General features: G+C 64.1%; 28 protein-coding genes. 11 read left to right on the forward strand and 17 right to left on the reverse strand.

The features are described 5' to 3' along the window. Positions 1–238 precede the first annotated feature (238 nt). Genes ACZZZM_RS03155 through ACZZZM_RS03165 form a run of 3 tightly spaced genes read left to right on the forward strand, consistent with a single transcriptional unit; the run spans position 239 to position 3518 of the window. The gene (locus ACZZZM_RS03155) at positions 239–1828 is read left to right on the forward strand and encodes a lysine--tRNA ligase (RefSeq protein ID WP_463593658.1); all 1590 of its coding nucleotides are present in this window, start codon (positions 239–241) and stop codon (positions 1826–1828) included. Then, positions 1825–2955, forward strand: a complete 1131-nt coding sequence (nhaA, locus tag ACZZZM_RS03160) for a Na+/H+ antiporter NhaA (RefSeq protein ID WP_463593659.1) — start codon at positions 1825–1827, stop codon at positions 2953–2955. Before ACZZZM_RS03155 ends, nhaA begins: the two co-directional genes overlap by 4 nt. After that, positions 2952–3518: a demethoxyubiquinone hydroxylase family protein gene (locus ACZZZM_RS03165; RefSeq protein ID WP_463593660.1), complete on the forward strand. Its 567-nt coding sequence runs from the start codon at positions 2952–2954 to the stop codon at positions 3516–3518. The genes nhaA and ACZZZM_RS03165 overlap by 4 nt, the downstream gene beginning before the upstream one ends. Before the next feature lie 50 nt (positions 3519–3568). On the opposite strand, the gene ACZZZM_RS03170 is transcribed toward ACZZZM_RS03165, so the two are convergent. The 3 genes from ACZZZM_RS03170 to sucC are packed head-to-tail and all read right to left on the reverse strand — an operon-like array spanning position 3569 to position 6490. Then, the gene (locus ACZZZM_RS03170) at positions 3569–4498 is read right to left on the reverse strand and encodes an electron transfer flavoprotein subunit alpha/FixB family protein (protein WP_463593661.1); all 930 of its coding nucleotides are present in this window, start codon (positions 4496–4498) and stop codon (positions 3569–3571) included. Next, positions 4495–5247, reverse strand: a complete 753-nt coding sequence (locus ACZZZM_RS03175) for an electron transfer flavoprotein subunit beta/FixA family protein (protein ID WP_463593662.1) — start codon at positions 5245–5247, stop codon at positions 4495–4497. Before ACZZZM_RS03175 ends, ACZZZM_RS03170 begins: the two co-directional genes overlap by 4 nt. 43 nt (positions 5248–5290) lie before the next feature. Continuing rightward, positions 5291–6490, reverse strand: a complete 1200-nt coding sequence (gene sucC / locus ACZZZM_RS03180) for an ADP-forming succinate--CoA ligase subunit beta (protein ID WP_463593663.1) — start codon at positions 6488–6490, stop codon at positions 5291–5293. Between the two features lie 118 nt (positions 6491–6608). Here sucC and ACZZZM_RS03185 point away from each other — a divergent pair, with 118 nt between their 5' ends. The 4 genes from ACZZZM_RS03185 (at position 6609) to ACZZZM_RS03200 (ending at position 10212) form a co-directional block, all read left to right on the forward strand. Next, positions 6609–7064: a hypothetical protein gene (locus ACZZZM_RS03185; protein WP_463593664.1), complete on the forward strand. Its 456-nt coding sequence runs from the start codon at positions 6609–6611 to the stop codon at positions 7062–7064. A 1-nt stretch (position 7065) separates the two neighbouring features. Further along, positions 7066–7566, forward strand: coding sequence for a sterol desaturase family protein (locus ACZZZM_RS03190; RefSeq protein ID WP_463593665.1), 501 nt, complete (start codon positions 7066–7068; stop codon positions 7564–7566). A gap of 33 nt (positions 7567–7599) precedes the next feature. Continuing rightward, entirely contained in the window at positions 7600–7995 is a 396-nt protein-coding gene (msrB, locus tag ACZZZM_RS03195) for a peptide-methionine (R)-S-oxide reductase MsrB (protein ID WP_463593666.1), read from the forward strand. 204 nt (positions 7996–8199) lie between these two features. Next, a complete protein-coding gene (locus tag ACZZZM_RS03200; RefSeq protein WP_463596366.1) occupies positions 8200–10212 on the forward strand; it encodes a transglycosylase domain-containing protein in 2013 nt (670 codons plus the stop codon). On the opposite strand, the gene ACZZZM_RS03205 is transcribed toward ACZZZM_RS03200, so the two are convergent. From ACZZZM_RS03205 to ACZZZM_RS03215, 3 genes are read right to left on the reverse strand one after another with little or no spacing between them, the layout of a single operon-like run. Next, positions 10191–10862 (reverse strand): M48 family metallopeptidase, encoded by a 672-nt coding sequence (locus ACZZZM_RS03205; RefSeq protein WP_463593667.1) that lies wholly within the window; start codon positions 10860–10862, stop codon positions 10191–10193. The genes ACZZZM_RS03200 and ACZZZM_RS03205 overlap by 22 nt on opposite strands. Further along, positions 10859–11305, reverse strand: coding sequence for a YcgN family cysteine cluster protein (locus ACZZZM_RS03210; RefSeq protein ID WP_463596367.1), 447 nt, complete (start codon positions 11303–11305; stop codon positions 10859–10861). Before ACZZZM_RS03210 ends, ACZZZM_RS03205 begins: the two co-directional genes overlap by 4 nt. Continuing rightward, positions 11293–11871, reverse strand: a complete 579-nt coding sequence (locus ACZZZM_RS03215; protein ID WP_463593668.1) for an SCO family protein — start codon at positions 11869–11871, stop codon at positions 11293–11295. Before ACZZZM_RS03215 ends, ACZZZM_RS03210 begins: the two co-directional genes overlap by 13 nt. Positions 11872–11952: 81 nt before the next feature. On the opposite strand from ACZZZM_RS03215, the gene ACZZZM_RS03220 reads away from it, so the two are divergent. Continuing rightward, positions 11953–12555, forward strand: coding sequence for an ankyrin repeat domain-containing protein (locus ACZZZM_RS03220; protein ID WP_463593669.1), 603 nt, complete (start codon positions 11953–11955; stop codon positions 12553–12555). Here ACZZZM_RS03220 and ACZZZM_RS03225 read toward each other — a convergent pair. The 11 genes from ACZZZM_RS03225 to ACZZZM_RS03275 form a co-directional block, all read right to left on the reverse strand. Continuing rightward, on the reverse strand, positions 12552–13013 hold the full coding sequence (locus ACZZZM_RS03225) for an MmcB family DNA repair protein (RefSeq protein ID WP_463593670.1): 462 nt from the start codon (positions 13011–13013) through the stop codon (positions 12552–12554). The two genes, ACZZZM_RS03220 and ACZZZM_RS03225, sit on opposite strands and share 4 nt — an antisense overlap. A gap of 72 nt (positions 13014–13085) precedes the next feature. Further along, a complete protein-coding gene (locus tag ACZZZM_RS03230; RefSeq protein WP_463593671.1) occupies positions 13086–13733 on the reverse strand; it encodes a cell wall hydrolase in 648 nt (215 codons plus the stop codon). 153 nt (positions 13734–13886) lie between these two features. After that, the gene (locus ACZZZM_RS03235; protein ID WP_463593672.1) at positions 13887–14225 is read right to left on the reverse strand and encodes a DUF1491 family protein; all 339 of its coding nucleotides are present in this window, start codon (positions 14223–14225) and stop codon (positions 13887–13889) included. Further along, positions 14225–14686: a PaaI family thioesterase gene (locus ACZZZM_RS03240; RefSeq protein ID WP_463596368.1), complete on the reverse strand. Its 462-nt coding sequence runs from the start codon at positions 14684–14686 to the stop codon at positions 14225–14227. The genes ACZZZM_RS03235 and ACZZZM_RS03240 overlap by 1 nt, the downstream gene beginning before the upstream one ends. Then, the gene (locus ACZZZM_RS03245) at positions 14679–15146 is read right to left on the reverse strand and encodes a PTS sugar transporter subunit IIA (RefSeq protein ID WP_463593673.1); all 468 of its coding nucleotides are present in this window, start codon (positions 15144–15146) and stop codon (positions 14679–14681) included. The genes ACZZZM_RS03240 and ACZZZM_RS03245 overlap by 8 nt, the downstream gene beginning before the upstream one ends. Before the next feature lie 20 nt (positions 15147–15166). Then, on the reverse strand, positions 15167–15754 hold the full coding sequence (hpf, locus tag ACZZZM_RS03250) for a ribosome hibernation-promoting factor, HPF/YfiA family (RefSeq protein WP_463593674.1): 588 nt from the start codon (positions 15752–15754) through the stop codon (positions 15167–15169). 52 nt (positions 15755–15806) lie between these two features. After that, a complete protein-coding gene (gene dnaQ / locus ACZZZM_RS03255) occupies positions 15807–16499 on the reverse strand; it encodes a DNA polymerase III subunit epsilon (RefSeq protein ID WP_463593675.1) in 693 nt (230 codons plus the stop codon). Positions 16500–16506: 7 nt separating this feature from the next. Next, entirely contained in the window at positions 16507–17100 is a 594-nt protein-coding gene (gene coaE / locus ACZZZM_RS03260; RefSeq protein WP_463593676.1) for a dephospho-CoA kinase, read from the reverse strand. Beyond that, entirely contained in the window at positions 17097–17900 is an 804-nt protein-coding gene (gene aroE, locus ACZZZM_RS03265; RefSeq protein ID WP_463593678.1) for a shikimate dehydrogenase, read from the reverse strand. Before aroE ends, coaE begins: the two co-directional genes overlap by 4 nt. After that, positions 17897–18493: a Maf family protein gene (locus tag ACZZZM_RS03270; protein ID WP_463593679.1), complete on the reverse strand. Its 597-nt coding sequence runs from the start codon at positions 18491–18493 to the stop codon at positions 17897–17899. Before ACZZZM_RS03270 ends, aroE begins: the two co-directional genes overlap by 4 nt. Beyond that, positions 18490–19311, reverse strand: coding sequence for a pyruvate, water dikinase regulatory protein (locus tag ACZZZM_RS03275; RefSeq protein WP_463593680.1), 822 nt, complete (start codon positions 19309–19311; stop codon positions 18490–18492). The genes ACZZZM_RS03270 and ACZZZM_RS03275 overlap by 4 nt, the downstream gene beginning before the upstream one ends. Before the next feature lie 328 nt (positions 19312–19639). Here ACZZZM_RS03275 and hemE point away from each other — a divergent pair, with 328 nt between their 5' ends. The 3 genes from hemE (at position 19640) to rho (ending at position 22480) form a co-directional block, all read left to right on the forward strand. Further along, a complete protein-coding gene (gene hemE / locus ACZZZM_RS03280) occupies positions 19640–20638 on the forward strand; it encodes a uroporphyrinogen decarboxylase (protein WP_463596369.1) in 999 nt (332 codons plus the stop codon). Next, the gene (locus ACZZZM_RS03285) at positions 20635–21087 is read left to right on the forward strand and encodes a CopD family protein (protein WP_463593681.1); all 453 of its coding nucleotides are present in this window, start codon (positions 20635–20637) and stop codon (positions 21085–21087) included. The genes hemE and ACZZZM_RS03285 overlap by 4 nt, the downstream gene beginning before the upstream one ends. Positions 21088–21223: 136 nt before the next feature. Further along, the gene (rho, locus tag ACZZZM_RS03290; RefSeq protein ID WP_463593682.1) at positions 21224–22480 is read left to right on the forward strand and encodes a transcription termination factor Rho; all 1257 of its coding nucleotides are present in this window, start codon (positions 21224–21226) and stop codon (positions 22478–22480) included. Positions 22481–22528 lie beyond the last annotated feature (48 nt).

Here is a 22528-nt window from a genome sequence, read left to right on the forward strand (position 1 = left end):
GGCTGCTTCACTCTTGGAAGCAGCCCCCGGCGTGTCAGCAGCCGCAATCGCTGCAGGTGCAACGCAAGCAGGTGCAGCGAGTCGCGGTTGTGGCTTGATGGGTTTCAATCATGGTCTTTCTCCTGAATGCCCGAGAGTGGGCAAAAGCGCTTATGGCTTCCGTACCGAGGTACGGAGTCAAGCGGCTTTCCCGCAAAAGCTGGCGAGGCACGCTGCTCTCGGTTAGACGCGCGGCATCATGACCGACATGCAAGCTCTCCGCGCCGCCGCACTCGAATCCAAGGCCTGGCCTTACGAAGAGGCGCGCAAGCTGGTGAAACGCTATCCCGAGGGGAAGCCCGCCAAAGACGGAAAAGCGTCGCCGATGCTGTTCGAGACCGGCTATGGCCCGTCGGGGCTGCCGCATATCGGCACCTTCCAGGAAGTGCTGCGCACGACGATGGTGCGCAAGGCCTATGAGGAGATGACCGGGCTGCCGACGCGGTTGATCGCGTTCAGCGACGACATGGACGGCCTCCGCAAGGTGCCCGACAATGTGCCGAACAAGGAGATGCTGACGACGCATCTCGGCAAGCCGCTGAGCCGCATTCCCGATCCATTCGGCACGCATGACAGCTTCGCGGCGCACAACAATGCGATGCTGCGCGAATTCCTCGATCGCTTCGGCTTCGAATATGAGTTCGCGTCCTCGACCGAATATTATGCGAGCGGGCGCTTCGACGAGAAATTGCGTGAAGTGCTGCGCAATTACGACGCGATCATGAGCGTGATGCTGCCGACGCTGCGCGCCGAGCGCCAGGCAACCTATTCGCCGGTGCTGCCGGTGAGCCCGACGAGCGGCGTGGTTCTGCAGGTGCCGGTCGAAGTCGTGGACGCCGAAGCGGGGACCATCCGCTTTATCGATGACGGCGAAACCGTCGAGCAGTCGATCTTTGGTGGGAAGGCCAAGCTGCAGTGGAAGCCCGATTGGGGGATGCGCTGGGCGGCACTGGGCGTCGATTACGAGATGTATGGCAAGGATCTGATCGATTCGGGCGTGCTCGGCGGCCGGATCGCGCAAGTCTTGGGCGGGCGGAAGCCGGAGGGGCTGATCTACGAGCTGTTCCTCGACGCCAAGGGCGAGAAGATTTCCAAGTCAAAGGGCAATGGCCTGTCGATCGAACAATGGCTGACCTATGGCCCCGACGAATCGCTCGCTTTCTACATCTATCGCGAGCCCAAAAAGGCCAAGGCGCTGCACCTTGGGCTGATCCCGCGCGCGATCGACGATTATTGGCAGTTCCGCGGCAATTACCCGGCGCAGGAAGTGACACAGCAGCTCGGCAATCCGGTGCATCACATCCATAATGGCCCGCCGCCCACCGAGGCGCTGCCGGTGACCTTTGGGCTGCTGCTCAATCTGGTCGGCGTGATGGGCGAGGCGAGCAAGGCCCAGGTCTGGGGTTATCTGGCCAATTATGTGCCCGATGCGACTCCCGAGGCCTATCCGGCGCTCGACGACCTGATCGGCTATGCGCTGGCTTATGTGCGCGATGTGGCGGACAAGCCCGTGCGCCGGGCACCGGAGGGCGTCGAGGCCGATGCACTCCGCGATCTCGATGCGCAGCTTGCAGGGCTGGGAGCCGACGCTTCGGCCGAGGACTTGCAGAACGCAGTCTACGAGATCGGCAAGGAGCGCTTTGGCAAGGAACGCTTACGTGACTGGTTCAAGGCGCTCTACGAGACCCTGCTCGGATCCGAACAGGGGCCGCGGATGGGCAGTTTCATTGCACTCTATGGCGTGGCGAACAGCCGCAAGCTGATTGCCGAGGCGCTGGCGCGAGCATGAAGCGTCTTCGCGCTTCGCTGCAGGATTTCATCGCGAGCGAAGCGGCGGGCGGAATCGTGCTGATGACGGCATCGGCCCTCGCGCTGGTTGTCGCCAATTCGCCATGGTCGCATCTTTATGCAGAACTGATCCACGTGAAACTGGGGCCGCTCAGTACTCAGCACTGGATCAACGATGCGCTGATGGCGGTGTTCTTCCTGCTCGTGGGACTCGAGATCAAGAGCGAGTTCGCCGGGGGCCGGCTGGCGACGTGGCAGCAGCGGCGCCTGCCGGTGGTTGCCGCAGTGGCAGGGATGATTGTACCGGCTCTGGTCTATCTGGCAGTCACCAGCGGCACGCCGGGTCTGACGCGCGGATGGGCGATTCCCGCGGCGACCGACATCGCCTTCGCAATGGCGCTGATGGCGTTGCTCGGCAGCCGGGCTCCGGCCTCGCTCAAGCTGTTCCTCACCACCGTCGCGATCGTCGACGATATGGGCGCGGTGGCGATTATCGCGTTGGTCTATACGGCACATCTCGACTGGCTCTCGCTCGCGGTGGCGGGCGGGCTGCTGCTGGCGATGGCGGGGCTGAACCGCGGCGGCGTGGTGCGGCTGTGGCCCTATCTGCTGCTGGCAGCCTTGCTCTGGCTGTTCGTGTTCCGCTCGGGCGTGCACGCCACCGTCGCAGGCGTGCTCGCGGCGATGGCGATACCGGCGGCGGCGGGCGAGCGGCTCGAGCATGCGCTCAATCCCTGGGTGGCGTTCGCGGTTCTGCCGCTGTTTGGCTTCGCCAATGCCGGGGTTTCGTTTGCGGGACTGTCCCCCGCGGTGCTGCTCGCGCCGCTGCCGCTTGGCATCGCGCTGGGGCTGTTCCTCGGCAAGCAAGGCGGGATCTTCGCTGCTGTGTGGGTGGCCGCCAGGACCCGTTTCGCATCTCCGCCCGAAGGTGCAAGCTGGGCACAGCTCTATGGCACTGCGCTGCTCGCCGGCATCGGCTTCACGATGAGCTTATTCATCGGCGGACTGGCATTTCCGGGGCGGCCTGAGCTTGCTGATCAGGTGAAGATCGGGGTGTTGGCGGGTTCGGTGTTGTCGGCGCTGGCGGGCTACGCCGTGCTGCGGTTCGCGCGGGTGCGAGTGGGATGACGAACAAGTCGGCGTCGATTACGCGCGATATCTTGCGCGTTGATCATGCCGGGGAACATGGCGCGATTCGGATCTATCGCGCGCAGATCGCCAAGGCCCGGCGCATCGCTCCTGACCTGCTGCCTTTACTGGAAGGCGCGCTCGCGGATGAAGTACGTCACTGCGCGATGTTTGAAAGTGCTCTTCACACGCGCAACGAGCGGCCATGCAACATGCTGCCACTATGGGGGGTCGGCGGCGCGTTGCTCGGAGCCGTGACGGCGATGTTCGGGCGTGAGGCAATACTGGTGTGCACCCAGGCAGTGGAGCGCACGGTCCACCGACACATGACGGAACAGGTCGCGTGGCTGACGTTGCACGATGCCCCGCTCGCAGACGCAATCGCGGCAATCCGCGAAGAAGAGATCGCCCATCTGGATGGCGCCAATACCGCGCGCACCGGTCCTCCGACCGTATTCTTGCGAGCTCTCGACAAGATCGTGACGAGCGCTACCGAATTGCTCGTCTGGGTTTCCACCTATGGCGCGTCGTCGCGGCTGCACCGCAAGTTGCGCAGCGATTGAGCAAAAAAAGGGCGGCCGTTTCCGACCGCCCCTTCTGATTTCAGCATGGCTCAGAGCTTCTCGGTCAGCTCCGGCACCAGCTTGAACAAGTCGCCGACCAGGCCGATGTCGGCGACCTGGAAGATCGGGGCGTCCTCGTCCTTGTTGATCGCGATGATCGTCTTGGAGTCTTTCATCCCCGCGAGATGCTGGATCGCGCCGGAGATGCCGACGGCGATATAGACTTCGGGGGCAACGATCTTGCCGGTCTGGCCGACCTGATAATCGTTGGGGACATAGCCGGCATCGACCGCAGCGCGCGAGGCGCCGACCGCGGCGCCGAGCTTGTCGGCGAGCGGCTCGATGAGCGCGTGGAAGTTCTCGCCATTCTGCAGCGCGCGGCCGCCCGAGACGATCACCTTGGCGGCAGTCAGCTCGGGGCGCGTCGATTCGGCGATCTCGGCCGAGACGAACTTCGAGATGCCCGCATCGCTGGCGCCGCCAACGGCCTCGACCGTGCCGCTGCCGCCGGTCATCGCCGCCTTGGCGAAGGCCGTGCCGCGGACAGTGATCACCTTCTTGGCGTCGCTCGATTGCACCGTGGCGATCGCATTGCCGGCATAGATCGGACGCGTGAAGGTGTCGGCGCTCTCGACCGAGAGGATATCCGAGATCTGCATCACATCGAGCAGGGCGGCGACGCGCGGCGCGATGTTCTTGCCGTTGCTGGTCGCTGGGAAGAGGACCGCGTCATGATCGGCCATCAGGCTGACGATCAGCGGCGCGACATTCTCAGCGAGCGCATGACCCAGCGATGCGTCGTCGGCCAGATGGACCTTGCCCACGCCGGCAATGCCCGCTGCGGCATCGGCCACAGAGGCGCAACCGCTGCCCGCGACGATCAGATGGACTTCGCCAAGCTGCGAGGCAGCAGTGACGACGGCGAGCGTCGCGTCCTTGACCGAGGAATTGTCGTGCTCGACCCAAACCAGCGTCTTCATTTCGCTACTCCCAGGGCCTTGAGTTTCTCGACCAGCTCATCGACCGAGGCGACCTTGACGCCGGCAGTGCGCTTGGCGGGCTCGACCACCTTGAGCGTGGTCAGCCGCGGCGAGACATCGACGCCGTAATCGGCGATGGTCTTCTTGGCGATCGGCTTGGACTTGGCCTTCATGATGTTAGGCAAGGTCGCATAGCGCGGCTCGTTGAGGCGCAGATCGGTCGTGACGATCGCGGGAGCCTTGAGGTCCACGGTCTCAAGGCCGCCATCGACTTCGCGGGTGACCATGATGCGGTCGCCAGCGACTTCGACCTTGGAGGCGAAGGTGCCCTGCGGCCAGCCGAGCAGTGCCGCAAGCATCTGGCCGGTCTGGTTGCTGTCGTCGTCGATCGCCTGCTTGCCGAGGATCACAAGACCCGGCTGCTCTTCGTCGCAGACTGCCTTGAGCAGCTTAGCGACGGCAAGCGGTTCGACTTCATCGTCGGTCGCGATCAGGATGCCGCGGTCGCAGCCCATGGCGCGGGCAGTGAGCAGCACGTCGGTCTCGGCCTTGGCCACGCCGATCGTCACGACGACAACTTCGGTTGCCGCGCCCTTTTCCTTGAGGCGCACGGCTTCCTCGATCGCGATCTCGTCGAACGGGTTCATGCTCATCTTGACGTTCGCCAAGTCGACGCCCGTCCCGTCCGCTTTCACGCGGGGCTTCACGTTATAGTCAAGCACGCGCTTGACCGGCACCAAGACCTTCATGCCACTCTCCTATGCTCCGAACCGTTCCTGGGGAGGAAAAGGTTCAGGCCGCCTGTTTTACTTCGGCGACGATCTTCTTCGCGGCATCCCCGAGATCGTTCGCTGCCACGATCGGTAGGCCCGAATTGGCGAGGATGTCCTTGCCCTGCTGGACATTGGTGCCTTCAAGGCGAACGACCAGAGGAACCGACAGATTCACTTCCTTGGCCGCGGCGACGATCCCTTCGGCGATGATGTCGCAGCGCATGATCCCGCCGAAGATGTTGACGAGGATGCCCTTCACTGCCGGATCGCTGAGGATGATCTTGAACGCCGCGGTCACCTTCTCCTTGTTGGCGCCACCGCCGACGTCGAGGAAGTTGGCCGGGAACATGCCGTTGAGCTTGATGATGTCCATCGTCGCCATCGCCAGGCCGGCGCCGTTGACCATGCAGCCGATATCGCCATCGAGCTTGATATAGGCGAGGTCGTGCTTCGAGGCTTCGAGCTCCATCGGATCCTCTTCGGTCTCGTCGCGCAGCTCCATCAGATCCTTGTGGCGGAACATGGCATTGCCGTCGAACGCGACCTTGGCGTCGAGCACCAGCAGCTTGTTATCGTCGGTGACTGCGAGCGGATTGATTTCGATCTGCTCGGCATCGGTGCCGAGGAAGGCGTCGTAAAGCTTCGAGGCGACATTGGCCGCCTGCTTGGCGAGGTCACCCGTCAGCTCGAGCGCAGCGGCGACGGCGCGGCCATGGTGCGGCATGAAACCGGTGGCGGCGTCGATGTCGATCGAGTGGATCTTTTCGGGCGTGTCGTGCGCGACCGCTTCGATGTCCATGCCCCCCTCGGTCGAAGCGACCATCGAAATGCGGCCGGTGGCGCGGTTGACGAGCAATGCCAGGTAGAATTCCTTGGCAATGTCGACGCCGTCGGTGACGTAGAGGCGGTTGACCTGCTTGCCGGCATCGCCGGTCTGGATCGTCACAAGGGTGTTGCCGAGCATGTCCTGCGCCGCTGCGCGGACTTCGTCCGCCGTGCGCGCCAGGCGGACGCCGCCCTTGGCGTCGGGACCCAATTCCTTGAACTTGCCCTTGCCGCGGCCGCCGGCGTGGATCTGTGCCTTCACGACATAAAGCGGACCGGGCAACTTGGCGGAGGCTTCAACTGCTTCCTCGACGCTGAGGGCGGCAAAGCCCGCTGGAACCGGAACGCCGAACTTGGCGAGCAATTCCTTGGCCTGATATTCGTGGATGTTCATTGGGAGCTAGTCCTGACTTTTCGAAGATCGGGAATGTGGCATGCCTAAAGCACAGCCGCACAAGCGAATCCACCCCTTCGGCCTCGCAGGTGCAGCAAAGCTCAGCTATACACGATCCATGCGTAATGCCGCCGCCGTCATCCTATCCCTCGCCGCCATGATCGCCATTCCCGCTGCGCGTGGATCGCCGGTGCCCTGTCACCCGGAGAATGCCCGAGTCGCGATCATGTCCACGCCCGAGACCGCCGGCGGCCGGCCGCTCAGATTGACTCTGGTGTTCGCCAGCGATCCCGGGCTCGGCCGCTTGCTCGCAGGCATGACTGCGCGCGAATATTTCGCCGCGCAGGCCCGGCTCAAGCAGCAATTCCGGCGCGGATTCGAAGTCACGGATTGGGAGGTTGAGCCCGGCAAGCAGGTCGCCGGCCGGAAGATCCGCGTGCCGTGCAGTCTTGTCTCGGCGTTGCTCTTCGCGAGTTATCCGGGAGGGGGCGCATATCGGCGATCACTCGGGCGCGCGCCGCGGGGAACAGTGATGCTCGGCACCAATGGTTTCGCATGGGTGGCAGACCGCTAGCATGCATCCCATCTCGGCTATCCTGCTGTTTCTTGGCACCATCCTGGCGATGGAGGGCTTTGCTTACGCCGCGCATCGCTGGATCATGCATGGCCCGGGCTGGTTCCTGCATGCCAGCCATCACCGGGCGCGGAGCGGCAATTGGGAACTCAACGATCTTTACGCGGTGATCTTCGCGGTCCCGTCGATCGTGCTGCTCTATGGTGGGGTCCAGCTCGGCTGGTGGCCGGGCTTTACCTGGATCGGAGCAGGAATCGCCGGCTATGGTGCGATCTATTTCGGCTTTCATGACGTCATCGTCCACCAGCGCTTGCCGCACCGTTATGTCGCCCGCTCACGCTATATGAAGCGCATTGTCCAGGCGCATCGGCTGCACCATGCAGTCGAGAGCAAACACGGCACGGTGAGCTTCGGCTTTCTCTGGGCGCCGCCTGCCGATGTGCTCAAGCAACAGCTCAAGACCAGCGGCGGCTTAACCCGGATCAGTACCAAGGCGGATTGACGCAGGGCGGGGGGATGCACACATGCTTGGACCATGGAGCATCTCAACCTGTCCGAATCCGAGTGGCGCAAGCGGCTCACCCCCGAGCAATATGTCGTCCTGCGCGAAGCAGGCACCGAGCGCGCCTTTGCCGGGCGCTTCACCGACAACAAGGCAGACGGCGTTTATGTGTGTGCGGGCTGCAAGCTCGAGCTGTTCGACAGCGCCGACAAGTTCGATTCGGGATCGGGCTGGCCGAGCTTCACTCAGCCGGTCGCGCCGGAGAATATCGTCGAGCATGCCGATACCAGCCATGGGATGCGCCGCGTCGAAGTGCGCTGCGCCAAGTGCGACGGGCATCAGGGCCATGTCTTTCCCGATGGTCCCCCGCCCACGGGCCTGCGCTATTGCATCAATTCGGTGAGCATGGACTTCCGTTCACGCGACTGAAACCGATCAGGCGCTAGCGCGGGGCCTTCCGGCTCGTGATCCTTGTGGGCCGCCAGATTAGGGCTTAATCCCCCCGCCGTGGCCTCAAACCTTCCCGTCATCGTCCGTAACAAGCCCTGGTGGCGCGATCCTGCCAAATGGAAGCGGATCGGCTTCTGGGCTGCGATCGGTGGCGCCGCTCTCGGCGTGCTCGTCGCGCTGGGCATGCTCATCGCGATCTTCTCGACCCGGGCATCGCTGCCGAGCTTCGACGAGCTCAAATCCTCACCCAACGGCCAGATGATCCGGGTCCATGCCGCAGACGGCACGGTGCTGGTTTCGATGGGGCCGAGCTATGGCGAATGGGTCAGTTACGACCAGATTCCCGAAGTGATGAAGGACGCGATCGTCGCCGTCGAGGACCGGCGCTTCGAATCGCATTGGGGCGTCGATCTGTGGGGCCTGGGCCGCGCCGTGCGCACCGGCATCGCCAATCGCGGATCGGGCCGCCGCCTGCAGGGCGCATCGACGATCACCCAGCAGGTCGCGCGGACCATCTTCCTGTCGAACAAATATGATCTCGGCCGCAAGGTCCGCGAGGCGGTGCTGGCGCTGGCGATGGAGCGCAAATTCTCGAAGGAGCAGATCCTCGAGCTCTATCTCAACAAGGTCTATTTCGGCGGCGGCGCCTATGGAATCGACGCTGCGAGCCGCAAGTTCTTCGGTCATCCGGCGAACACGCTGAGCCTCGCCGAAGCCGCGGTGATCGCGGGGCTGGTCAAGGCGCCTTCGCATTATTCGCCGACCGCGGATGCCGAGGCCGCAGTCCAGCGCGCGAGCGTGGTGCTCGACGTCATGGCGGAGACCGGCAAGATCAGCCGCGCCACGGCCGAGGCCACCGATCCGAGCACGGTCAAGCTTGCACCCGAGCCCAAGCAGAACAGCGTGCGCTATTTCACCGATTGGGCGCTGCCCCAATTGGAAGTGCTGATCGACGAGACCGAGGCCCCGCTGGAGGTGTGGACGACGCTCGATCTCGGCATGCAGCGCAGCGCCGACGATGCCATCCGCCGCAATGCGCCGGCCGGAGCGCAGGGCGCATTGGTGAGCCTCGATCGCGACGGCGCGGTACGGGCGATGGTCGGCGGCAAGGATTATGTCGCCTCGATCTACAATCGCGCCACCCAGGCGACGCGCCAGCCGGGATCGGCGTTCAAGCTGTTCGTCTATCTCTCGGCGCTGGAGGCCGGGCATCGTCCGGACGACATGGTCGTCGACGAGCCGGTGACGATCAACGGCTGGACTCCGCGCAACAATTCGCGGCGCAATTCGGGCGAGATGAGCCTGCGCTCGGCCTTTGCCTATTCGATCAACACGATCGCCGCCAAGCTCGGCCAAGAAGTCGGCTTCGGTACCGTTGCCAGCATGGCGCGGCGCTTCGGGATCACGACGCCGGTGAACACCCTGCCATCAATGGTGCTCGGCACTTCGGACGTGCGGCTGATCGATATGACTCGCGCCTTTGCCTCGGTGGCGAGCAAGGGGGTCGCGGTCACGCCCTATGGCATCACCCGCGTCACTGCGAACGGCGCTGTGATTTACCAGCACGAGGTCGATACCAGCCACGTCCTCGTAGCGCCTTATGTGGCGGCGCAGATGACCGACCTGCTGCAGACCGCGGTCAATACCGGCACGGCCAGGGCAGCGCAGATCGGCCGCCCGGTCGCGGGCAAGACCGGCACGACAACTTCGAACAAGGATGGCTGGTTCGTCGGCTTCTCCTCGGGGCTGACCACCGGGGTATGGATGGGCCGCGACGATGCCCGTGTGGTTCCCGGACTTCAGGGCGGCACTGCGCCTGCCCGGGCATTCTCGGCCTTTATGTCGAAGGCCGTGGCGGGGCGCGCAGTCGAGGAATTCGATACCAAGGTGACGCTGCCTGAATGGCAGATCGAGCCCGAGGACAATGCCTATTACGAAGCGCCCGACAATGGCTTGTTCGTCGATGAGGATGGCAATCCGCTGCCGCAGGACGAGGCGCCCGACCCGACCCGCGAAGCAGACCGGCTCGATCAGGACTGGCTCGATCGGATGACGGGCAATGCGCCCCCGCCCGGCAACCCCCAGCCCGCACCGACCCGCGCGCCGCCGCCGCGCCAGCAATCGATTCCGGGGCCGTCAGGTGGCGGACGCGAAGAGCCTCCGCGGGGTGGGAATCAGGAACGCCCGATCCAGTGAAGCGCGGCGCCATTGCGGCGCAGCCAATTGCGCTGTGGCGCGGGATCGGCTTCGAACAACTGCTCGACCAGCCGGTGAAATGCCGGCGAATGATTCATATGGACGCGGTGCGCGACTTCGTGGGCGACGGTGGCACGGCGGACCAGGCTGGGCGCCAGGATCAGCCGCCAGCTATAGCGGATTACCCCAGACGATGCGCAGCTGCCCCAGCGGCCCTTGGCGTCGCCGATCCCGACCTTGGTGACGGTGACGCCGGCGCGCTCGGCATATTCGGCAGTCTCGTCGCTCAGGATGCGCAGCGCCTCGGCCTTCAACCAGCGCTCGACCCGGCGCTCGAGCCCCTCGCGCGGGCCGCCGCAGAGCAGTCGGTCGCCATCGAGCCGGGGCAGGCGCCCGGTGGTGGTCGGCCAGACGATTTCGACTTGGTCATCCTCCAGCGGGATACGCGCGCCCGGTTCGAATGGCCGGGATTGGGGCAGGCTGGCGCGCTGCTTGGCGATCCACGCTGATTGTTCCTCGGCCCAGGCCAGCGCCTTGCGCAGCGATGCGCGCGTCGGGAGTGTCAGCCGCACTGCACCCGAGCGAGGATCGACGGCGAGCCGCATCCGGCGCGAGCGCGCGTTGCGAACCACCTCGACCTCCTGGGTCACAGCTCCCTATCCACCAGATGATGCTCGAAATCGCCGGCATCGTCCTCGCTGATCGTCCAGCCGCGAGTCGATTGCCCGGCGGCGTGGACCGATTCGGGGTCTCCCGAGACCAGATAATGCCAGTTGGGGAGCGGCTCGTTATTGGCGCGCAGGCGATAGGCGCAGGTACTCGGCAACCACTCGATCCCCCCGACATTGTTCACATTGAGCCGCACGCATTCGGAGACATAAGCGTGGCGGTGCTTGTAATCGCTACACCGTCCCATGCGCCGATCGAGCAGGCGGCACGCGACATTGGTGGCGTGGAGCTCGCCGGTATCCTCGTCTTCGAGCTTGTGGACACAGCATTTCCCGCACCCGTCGCACAGGGCCTCCCATTGTGCGCGATCGAGTTTGGCTAGCGGCGTATCTTCCCAGAAGCGCCCGCTGCTCACCGGACCCAGTGCTTCACTTGCTCGGCGATCGCGGCCGCGTCCTTTTCGAGCGGCAACGACGTGATCGGCTTGCCTTCGGCGTCCATCAGATAGGCGATCTGAGTGTGTCCGATCAGATAGGATTCGCCCGCCGGCTCTTTGCGAAACGCGACGGCATAATCCTTTGCCGCCTTTGTAACGGCGTCGAGGCTACCGGTGAGCCCTGTGAAGCGCGGATGGAATTGCTCGACGAACTGCTTGAGCACTGCGGGCGTGTCGCGTTCGGGATCGAGCGAGATCATGATCGGCGCGACCTTGGCGGCAATCCGGGGGTCGCTCTTGTCGAGCAGCTTCATTGCTTGACCGATCTTGAGCATGTCGGTTGGGCAGATGTCCGGGCAGAAGGTATAGCCGAAATAGACGATCCGCCATTTGCCGGCGAAATCGGTGTCGCGCTTCGGCGCGCCGTTCTGATCGGTGAGTGCGAAGGGGCCGCCGATGCGGGCGCCGGCCAGCGGCGGCTCTTCGGCAGGGCTGCTGCACGCCGCCAGCGCCAGCAGCGCCGCTGCGGCAACAGAGTGAAATATCCTATTCATGGCGCCGCTAGCCATGATCTGGTAGAGGCGCGCTGGCAAGTTCGATGCGATCAAGTTTCTCGGCAAGGGTTTGGGCTCAAGATGATTTCACGCACATTCGGCGCTGCAGCCGCCGCCGCTTTGCTGTTCGGCGCAGCGCCCGCCGCCGCCCAGCAAATGTCCGACAGCTACCAGTTCCTGGAGGCCATCCGGAAACCCGATGGCACCAAGGTTACGCAATATCTGCAGGACAAGACGCTGCGGATCGTCAACACCAAGGATCGCTCGACCGGCGAGGCCGCGATCCATATCGTCACGCGGCGCAATGACGCCACCTATCTGCGTTTCCTGCTCCAGCAGAGCGACATCAATCCCAATCTGGGCGACAGTCGCGGCAACACCGCATTGATCATTGCCGCCGAGCGCGGCTGGACCGAAGGCGTCTCGATCCTGCTCAAATACAAGGCGAATGTGAATTTGGCGAATGCGAGCGGGGAGACGCCGCTGATCCGCGCCGTCCAGGTGCATGACGTCGAGGCCGTGGTCGAATTGTTGGCGGCGGGTGCTGATCCCGACCGAACCGATAATGTCACCGGCAAGTCCGCGCGGGATTATGCCGCCGAAGAGAAGCGCTATGCCCGGATCGCCAAGCTGCTCGCCGAAGCGCCGAAGGTCCAGCGCGGCAGCTCAGGTCCCAAGCTCTAGAAGATCTGCCCGGCCTCGGGATCGAGCAGGTTGATCACCCGGCGCGCGGCGCGGCGAGCAAAGGCCAACGTGCATTTCTTGCGGGTGGAAGCGGCGAGCGGCACCGTCGCCGCCTCGCGCATCACGGCGGCATCATAGCGATCGGCAACGATGATTCCGGCGCGCTGGGGCAGGAAGCATTCCTGCTCCAGGGGACGCAAATCGAATCCTTCGGGGACCGCCCAGAAGAAGCGGTCGCAATGCGCGAGATAATCGTTCCATTTGCAATCGCCGAGCAGGTCTGCGCGCGACACCTTGATCTCGACGATGACGATGTTGCCCTGGCGATCGATCGCCATCAGATCAGCCCGCCGCCCGCCATCAAGCGGCACTTCGGCGATCGCCACGCAATCATGGGCGAGCAGCATGCGCGTCACGCCACGCGCGACATCGCCTGCGATCAGCGGAAGCTCGGACATCAAAACAGCCGGGGAGTTCATCCCCGGCTGTTAGAACATTCTGGGAACGCAGGCTAGAGGCCCGCGAGTCGCTCAGCGATAGAAGACGTGATTGCCAATGGTGCCGACGCGCGCGCGCTTCCAGCCGGGACTGACATAGCGGGCATGGAAATAGAGCGCATTGGCGGCAGGCGAATCCCACAAATCCTTCTGCGCGACCTGGGCCACTGCCAGCGCCTTGCGCCACTGGGCATTGGCCGGCGGGGTGGGGAGCTGACCGCCACGGACGAAGGAGAACTGGCCACGCTGCTTGATCACTGAGCAGACCGAGCGCGGGAAGCGGCCCGAAGTCGTGCGGTTGAGGATCACTTCGGCAACTGCCAGCTGGCCGGCCAAGGGCTCACCCTTGGCTTCGTAATAGACGCCGACTGCCAGGCAGTTGAGCTCGCTGTTCAGATCGGCGGGCGCGTCCTGCGCTGCAACCGCTGCCGAAAGCGTAGCGAAATCATCGTCTTGTTCGGGCTCGGGGAGAGGCTGCACGATTTCCGCGGAGCGCGGGATCGCGGCCACACTGGCCTCGGGCATGGGAACCACATGGTGGTCCTGGGGGTTATTGGCTTGAACCGGCACGTCCTGACCATTTGCTTGGGTCAGGCTCGGATCGAGCGTCGCGGCGTTCGCAAATGCGCCAGCGCAAAAAGTCACAGCCGCGATAACCGCGGCGCGTGGCAAAAACTTCATTTTCAATCGACATCATGCGGTTGGCGCGCGGCACGGCCCCCTTTTTATACGGGCCGCCGGGCTACCCCCCGACTGCGTAACCGTTCGATCTCTGACTTCGATCGGCACAACGCGTTTCAAGTGCGTGCCCTTTCTCTTCGCACCTGCACAATGTCAACTATACCCCATCGTTTCAGCGACGAATCGTTCTGCCGATGCGATATCCAGTTCTATAACCCATAAATCGCAATCGCGTGCGCGGCGGCGGCGCCAATAATCGGTGACCTCGCCTTCATCCGCGAATTCGGCAGGACCCGAGCGTATCAGCGCCGGCGCACCGTTTGGCCCCATTCCGCGCTCGAAGAATCGAGGGTTGGCGCCGCGCTCGATGGTTAACACCAGGATGCCCCCCGCGCTCGGATCGCCCTTGGCCAGCACCATCGCCGATCCGCCGGCCTGTTCGGCGGCGCGGATCAGTGCGCTCGCCATCACCCCTGCGGCCAGGCGGGCCATCACTCCGCCCGATACCCAGGCAGTCCTGCCAAGGCGATCCGCGAGCGCATGAACGTGCCGGTGCCGCGCGCGGCTTCCTCGCCGGTCGAGTCAATCAGCCGCGCTTCGGCGACGAACACCCGGCGCTGCCCGCTGACCCACCGCCCTTCGGCCACCATCGGACCCTCGGTAAGGGGCTTGGTGAAGAGCAGGTTGAACGCCGTCGTCAGCAGGAAACGATCGGTGACCAGGCTGTTCGCCGCGTAAAAGGCTGCGTCGTCGAGCATCTTGAAGTAGCTCGTGCCGTGCGCCGCGCCCGCGGCATGATAATAGCGGCTGTCGAGCATGAAACGGATCCGCGCGACTCCGCCTTCGGGAATTTCGAGCACCGAATCGAACAGGCGATTGATCGGCGCGGCCGCATAAAGCGATTCGAGCGCGCGGAAATGCGCCTCGGCGCCGGTCGGAGCGGTTTCAGGCAGCGTCGCGCGCCTCTACGCCGGTAAGCAGCGCATAGAGCGCGTCGTTCGATCCGGCTCCGCGCAGCTTGGCGGCGAAGCTGCGATCGCGCAGCTTGCGCGATACGCAGGCCAGCGCCTTGAGATGATCGGCCCCGGCGCCTTCGGGCGAGAGCAGCATGAACACCAGGTCCACGGGAAGATCGTCGACCGCGGCGAAATCGACGGCCTTGGGCAGCCGCGCGAAGATACCGCAGACGCGCTTCAATCCGCCAAGCTTGCCATGGGGGATGGCGATGCCGCCGCCAAAACCGGTCGAGCCGAGCTTTTCACGCTCGGCCAGACGTGTCGTGACCAGGGCGGCGTCGAGCCCATAGGCCCGCGCCGCCGCAATCCCCAGCTGCTGGAACAATGCTTTCTTGTTGGCAGCGCTCATGCCGGCGACAACCGCCTCCGGCACGAGCAAATCGCTGAGTTCGGTCATGTCCCCGCCCGAATGCCCGATCAGGCCGACGCGCGGTTCGGCTCGACCCAGCCAATGGTCCCGTCACCGCGGCGATAGACCATGTTGTGCGCGCCGGTGCCGCTATTCTTGAACAGCAGCGCATTGGTGTGGCGCAGATCGAGCATCATCACGGCGTCCGACACTGTGGCCTCGGGCACATCGACGCGAGTTTCGGCCACGATCAGCGGCGATTCTGCGACTTCCTCCGCCTCGGGCTCTTCGCGGAACAGCGTGTAGCCGGCATTGTCATAGGCGCCGTTCTCGGCAAACGCCGTGACTTCGCCGTTCTGGCGGTCCTTGAGCCGGCGCGTATAGCGGCGCAGCTGCTTGTCGATCCGATCGGCCGCACCGTTGAATGCGCCATTGGCTTCCTGCCCGTCATTCGAGGCTTTGAGCACCAGCCCCTGCATCACGTGCATCACGATATTGCAGTTGAAGCCGTGATCGTGCGGTCCCTTGCCAAAGGTCGCGTGCGCCGAGATCGAGCGCGAGAAATATTTGTCGGCGATGGCCTGTAGCCGATCGGTGACTTGCGTCTTGAGCGCATCGCCTGTGTCGACCTGGTGACCAGAAACCCGGATATCCATCAATTACCTCCGCCGTTGCGAGGGCGCGACCTAGGTACGCTGCCGTTGCCCGTCAACCGGACGCGGCCGTGCCCCAGAGCGGCTCCTCCATCCCAGAGAGAAAGGCTGCGTGGCGCGCAAGTTCCGTACTCGACGCAGCAAAAAGGCGGGCCGGGCGCACATGCACCCGAGTCGAATGCTCCGCGGGGGTCTCGCGCATCACCGGCGCATCGACCGCGAGGCCCAAAGTGATCTGCCGCCCGCCGGTCAGCTCGACATAGACCTGGGCGAGCAATTGCGCGTCGAGCAGGGCGCCGTGCAGCGTGCGCTGGCTAAGATCGATGCCGTAACGCGAGCAGAGCGCATCGAGACTGTGCTTAGCGCCGGGGTGCCGCGAGCGTGCGATCGTCAGCGTGTCGATCATCCGCTCGGGGCCGCAATGCGGACGCCCACACAGCTTGAGCTCGCCGTTCAGGAAGCTGAAATCGAACCCGGCATTGTGCGCCACCAGCGGACAATCGCCGAGAAATTCGAGCAGATCCTCGACCACTTCATGGAAGGCTGGCTTGTCCGAGAGAAAGCGGTCGCTCAGGCCATGGACGTTAAAAGCCTCGATCGGCATCGGCCGGCCGGGGTTCACATAGGCATGGAAGGTCCGCCCGGTCATGACGCGATTGTGCAACTCGACACAGCCGATCTCGACCAGCCGGTCGCCACCCGGGAAGCTGAGGCCCGTGGTTTCGGTATCGAACACGATTTCGCGCATGCCCTGCTTATCCTCCTCGCGGCTCCGCTAGGCAAGCGATCAGGGCATCTATTTGCGCCCGGGTTTCAACCAGGGGCACGCCGGTATGAATCACGAAATCGGCGCGCGCGCGTTTTTCCGCATCGGGCAATTGCTTGGCGAGGATAGCTTCGAAGCGCGCCTCGCTCATCCCGGGGCGGGCGAGCACGCGCGCATGCTGAATTTCGGCAGGCGCGGAGACCACGGCGATCTTGTCTACGCTCTCCCAGCCTCCGGCCTCGAAGAGCAGGGGTATGTCCAGCACCACCAAATGGGCATCGGCGTGCAGCTTGAGAAACGCTGCCCGCGACTCGGCGACTGCGGGATGCACCAGCGCCTCCAGCCGGGCGAACGCTTCTTTGTTCCCGATCACTGCCTCGCCGAGCGCCGTGCGGTTGACGCCCTGTGGTCCGGTCGTGTCGGGAAACGCCGCCTCGATCGCCCTCACCAGTGCCCCGCCCGGCCCCTGCAGTTTGTGAACCTCAGCATCGGCATCGAATACCGGCACGCCGGCATCCGCAAACATCGCCGCCACCGTCGATTTGCCCATCCCGATCGAGCCGGTGAGGCCAAGGACAATCATGACGTCAGCAGCGCCCGCAGCTCCTCGTCGCGGTCGCGTGGTGGCTCGGCGCTAAAGAACAATTCGAACGCCAGCGCCGCCTGGCCTATCAGCATGTCGAGCCCGTCTACGGTATCGAGTTCGCGGTTGCGCGCCTGGGCGAGCAGTTCGGTCTCGAGCGGAGCATAGACGATGTCATAGACCACCGCGTCCTCGGGGAGCGGCGACAGATCCACGTCGAGCGGCGGCTGGCCCTGCATGCCGAGCGCGCTGGCATTGACCACCAGCCCGGCGGGCGGCAGCGGCGATCCGAGCGGCACCGCATCGCCTTTGAGCCCGAAGCTCGACAGCAAGGCCGCGGCCTTGAGCACATTGCGATTCATCACCGTCACCCGGCCCACGCCGAGCTTCGACAGCGCGAACAATATCGCCCGCGCCGCACCGCCGGCGCCGATCACCACAGCATGCGCGCCTTCGAGATCGAGCCCCGCGATCGGTGCATAGAACCCGCCGGCATCGGTGTTGGTCCCGATCAGGGCATCGCCGTCACGCACCACGGTGTTGATCGCGCCGATCGATTGGCGGACTCCGCCGCGATCCTCGACCAGTTCGAGCGCCGTCTGCTTGTGCGGGATCGTGATGTTGCAGCCGCGCCACTCAGGATCGGCGCGGCGCGAGTCGAAATAGGCGGCGAGATCCTCGGGCTTCACATGCGCCGCGCGATATTCCGCGTCGATGCCTAGCGCCTTCAACCAGAAGCCGTGGATCGCCGGCGATTTGGATTGCACGATCGGATCGCCGATCACTTCGGCATAGTTCATGACGTCAAAATCCCTCGCGTGCGGCAATAATCGAGCACCGGCAGCAACGGCATGCCGAGGATCGTGAAGTGGCTCCCCTCAACCCTGCTGAACAATTGCACGCCCGGACCTTCGATGCGGAAACAACCGACACAGCCGGCAATGGCCGGCCACTCCTGATCGAGATACTCGGCGATGAACGCTTCCGAGAGCGAGCGGACGTGCAGTTTCGCGCGATCGACGAAGCGCCACACTGGCTGGCCGTTCTCGGCGATCACTGCGGCGCTATAGAGTTCATGGACAGTGCCGGACATGCGGCGGAGATGCTCGGCGGCCTCGGCACGGCTCTCGGGCTTGTCGAGCAGGCTGCCATCGGCAAGCGCGACCAGCGAATCGCCGCCCAGCACCAATGCTCCCGGCGCCATTCGCGAGACCTTCAATGCCTTGAGCTCGGCCAGCGCATCGGCAAGATCGCGCGGGGATGTGCCCGCAGCTAGCAGCGACTCCTTTGCCGAAGCCTCATCGACTTGCGCTGCAACGGCTTCGTAAACCACCCCCGCGGCATCGAGCATCGCCCGGCGCGAGGCGCTTTGCGAGGCAAGCACCAGTCTCATTCGGCACTCTTGGCCAGCGTGCGCTCGTTGCAGAGCTGGATGATCGCCGCCGCAGTCTCCTCGATCGATCGGCGCGTCACGTCGATCACCGGCCAACTATTGTCGGCAAACATCCGGCGCGCATAAGCGAGCTCGCGCTGCACCGAATCCTGATCGACATAGCTCGTCTCGGTCGCCTCGTTGAGCGACAGCAGCCGATTGCGCCGGATCGCGACCAAGCGATCGGCGCTGGTCGTCAGGCCCACGACGAGCGGATGCTTCAGGCGGTAGAGCGCCTCGGGCGGTGGCGATTCCACCACGATCGGAATGTTCGCGGTCTTGAATCCGCGATTGGCCAGGTAGATCGAAGTCGGCGTCTTGGATGAGCGCGATACGCCCGCAAGAACGATATCCGCCTCTTCCCAATTCTCCCAGCCGATCCCGTCATCGTGGGCAATGGTGAACTGGATCGCGTCGACTCGCGCAAAATAGGCCGCATCGAGCATGTGCTGGCGCCCCGGCCGCGCCTTGGCTTCCTGGCCGAGCAGGTTCGACAGCGCATGGCTTACCGGATCGAGCGGGGCGATCGCCGGCAGACCCATTGCGCGGCAGCGGCTCTCGAGCGTGCGCCGCGTCTCGCTATTGACCAGCGTGAAGATCACCAGTCCGGGATTCTGCGCGATCTCTGCCAGGATACGCTCGAGATGCGCCTCGCTGCGCACCATCGGCCAGAAATGGCGCTGCGGCTCGACATCGTCGAACTGGGCAAGCGCCGCCTTGGCGATATTCTCCAGCGTCTCGCCGGTCGAATCGGAGAGCAGATGGAGGTGCAGCTTCATGCGGCTGTGGGGCGATCTGTGGGTAACATCACGTACAGCCGCTAGCGCAACCGAGCGCATAACTGAAGCGCGCGGAATCGTCCGCACGACGAGTGATTCGTCCACAACGGCGTCCCCAGGCGCGTGTTCCGGTCCACAGGCTGTGGAAACCGGGGAGCGTTCCTGCGAATCCGAGGGAGTCCGCGGGGCCGCGTGAGTCAAATTGTTGGCAAGCGCTGGGCGAACGCATAAGCCCCGGCTTCCACGCCCCTACTGCTTACAACAATCTATAGATTCTCTTCTTTATAGTAATAGGAATCCGGTTCTGACTCGGTCTGCCCCCAAGCCACTGCTCGAAACGCTCAAGGGTGTTCGGCAGGAGATCCCGCCGGTTTGGCTGATGCGCCAGGCGGGGCGCTATCTGCCTGAATATCGCGCGCTCCGGGCGGAAAAGGGCGGGTTCCTGGCGCTGGTCAATGACAGCGAGGCGGCCGCCGAAGTGACGCTCCAGCCAATCCGCCGCTTCGGCATGGACGGCGCGATCCTGTTTTCGGACATATTGATGGTGCCGCTCGCTCTGGGCCAGGACCTCTGGTTCGAGACCGGCGAAGGCCCGCGCCTCGCGCCCAAGCTGGTCGCACGCGAAGTGCTCGATGGCCTTGTTTCCAATCTGTCTGCGCTGGATCCGGTCTATGAAACGGTACGCCGCGTGAAGGCGGCGCTTGATCCTTCGGTGACCTTGCTTGGCTTCGCGGGCAGCCCCTGGACCGTGGCAACCTATATGATCGCGGGCCAGGGCAGCCGCGAACAGGCCGAGGCGCGGCGACTGGCTTATGCCGATCCGCAATTGATGCAGGCGCTGGTCGATCGCATCACCGATTGCACGATCATCTATCTGCAGGGCCAGATCGACGCGGGGGTCGAGGCGATCCAATTGTTCGACAGCTGGTCGGGCAGCCTGTCTCCCGCCCAGTTCGAGCAATGGGTGATCGCGCCCAACGCCCGGATCGCCGCGGCGTTCAAGGGCAAGGTTCCGGTGATCGGTTTCCCGAAAGGCGCCGGTGGCAAGCTCGCGGCCTATGCCTATGAAACGGGAGTGGATGCGATCGGGCTCGACGAAACCGTGGATCCAGTTTGGGCAGACGCCAATTTGCCCAAGGACCTTCCGGTCCAGGGTAATCTCGATCCGCTCGCATTGATTGCCGGGGGCGCCACGCTCGACAGCGCGATCGACCGCATCCTTGCCGCGTTCGCCGAGCGTCCGCATGTCTTCAATCTCGGCCACGGCATCCAGCAGGACACCCCCATCGACCGCGTCGAGCATCTGTTGAAGAGGATTCGCGGATGAGCGGGTTCCTCGGCGGCGCCTATCTGTGGGTGAAGGCCGCGCACATCATCTTCGTAATCTTCTGGATGGCCGGCCTTTTCCTGCTGCCGCGCTATCTGGTCCACCATCAGGAGGCGCTGGGAAACCCGCAGGCGGCCGATTGGGTGCGTCGTGAGGAATTGCTCCGCCGGATGATCCTCACCCCCTCCATCCTCATCGTATGGCTTCTGGGGCTGATGCTTGCAGCGAACCTCGGACTGTTCGACGGCGGCGAGGGGCTTGGATGGCTCCACGCCAAGCTGCTTATCGTCCTCGGGCTTTCCGGCTTCCACGGCTGGGCGGTCGGCTATTCGAAGAAGCTGGCGCGCGGCGAAGGCGCCATTGCCTCGCGCACGCTGCGCATGGTCGGCGAAATCCCAGCACTTGCAGTCGTCGCAATCGTGATCCTGGCCGTCGTAAAGCCCTTCTGAACCGGTTGACTTGGCAAAGGCGCGCTCCTAATTCGCTAGGCGTGGACCGGTTTCACCGGTTCATTCCTTTCAGCATCGATTAGTCCCGCGCATCCGCGCCGACCGACGCTCTTCCCCCCAAAATCCGGACGCTCTCATGCATCTCAAAGAACTCAAGAAAAAGGCGCCGGCAGAGCTGGTCGGCATGGCCGAGGAGCTCGGCGTCGAAAGCGCCTCGACGCTCCGCAAGCAGGATCTGCTGTTCGCGATCCTCAAGATTCAGGCCGATAATGGCGACCAGATCATGGGCGAAGGCACGATCGAAGTGCTGCCCGACGGTTTCGGCTTCCTGCGCAGCCCCCAGGCGAACTATCTTGCCGGCCCCGACGATATCTATGTCTCGCCCAATCAGGTCCGCAAATTCGGCCTGCGTACCGGCGATACGGTCGAAGGCGAGATCCGCGGTCCCAAGGACGGCGAGCGATATTTCGCACTGACCAAATTGGTCTCGGTCAATTTCGACGACCCCGACGCCGTCCGGCACCGGGTCAATTTCGACAATCTCACGCCGCTTTATCCCGAGAGCAAGCTGACGCTCGATACGCTCGATCCGACGGTCAAGGACAAGTCGGCCCGCGTGATCGACATCGTCAGCCCCCAGGGCAAGGGCCAGCGTACGCTGATCGTCGCCCCGCCGCGGGTCGGCAAGACGGTGATGCTCCAGAATATCGCCCGCGCGATCACCGAGAACCATCCGGAAGTCTTCCTGCTCGTCCTGCTGATCGATGAGCGGCCCGAGGAAGTCACCGACATGCAGCGCTCGGTGAAGGGCGAAGTCGTCTCCTCGACCTTCGATGAGCCGGCCACGCGCCACGTGCAAGTCGCTGAAATGGTTATCGAAAAGGCCAAGCGCCTGGTCGAGCACAAGAAGGATGTCGTCATCCTGCTCGACTCGATCACCCGTCTCGGCCGCGCCTACAACACCGTGGTCCCGAGCTCGGGCAAGGTGCTGACCGGCGGCGTCGACGCGAACGCCTTGCAGCGGCCTAAGCGCTTCTTCGGCGCCGCGCGCAACATCGAGGAAGGCGGCTCGCTTTCGATCATCGCCACCGCGCTGATCGACACCGGCAGCCGCATGGACGAAGTCATCTTCGAAGAGTTCAAGGGCACCGGCAATTCGGAAATCGTCCTCGACCGCAAGGTGGCGGACAAGCGCATCTTCCCGGCGCTCGACGTCGGCAAGTCGGGCACCCGCAAGGAAGAGCTGCTGGTCGACAAGACCAAGCTCTCCAAGATGTGGGTGCTCCGCCGCATCCTCATGCAGATGGGCACGATCGACGCGATGGAGTTCCTTCTCGACAAGATGAAGGACTCAAAGACCAACGAGGATTTCTTTGACAGCATGAACAGCTGAGAGCGGCCTCCCAGCTCGTCCGACGCGACACGGGCTTTGCTCGTGTCG

Source organism: Sphingomonas sp. AC522, assembly GCF_979258125.1.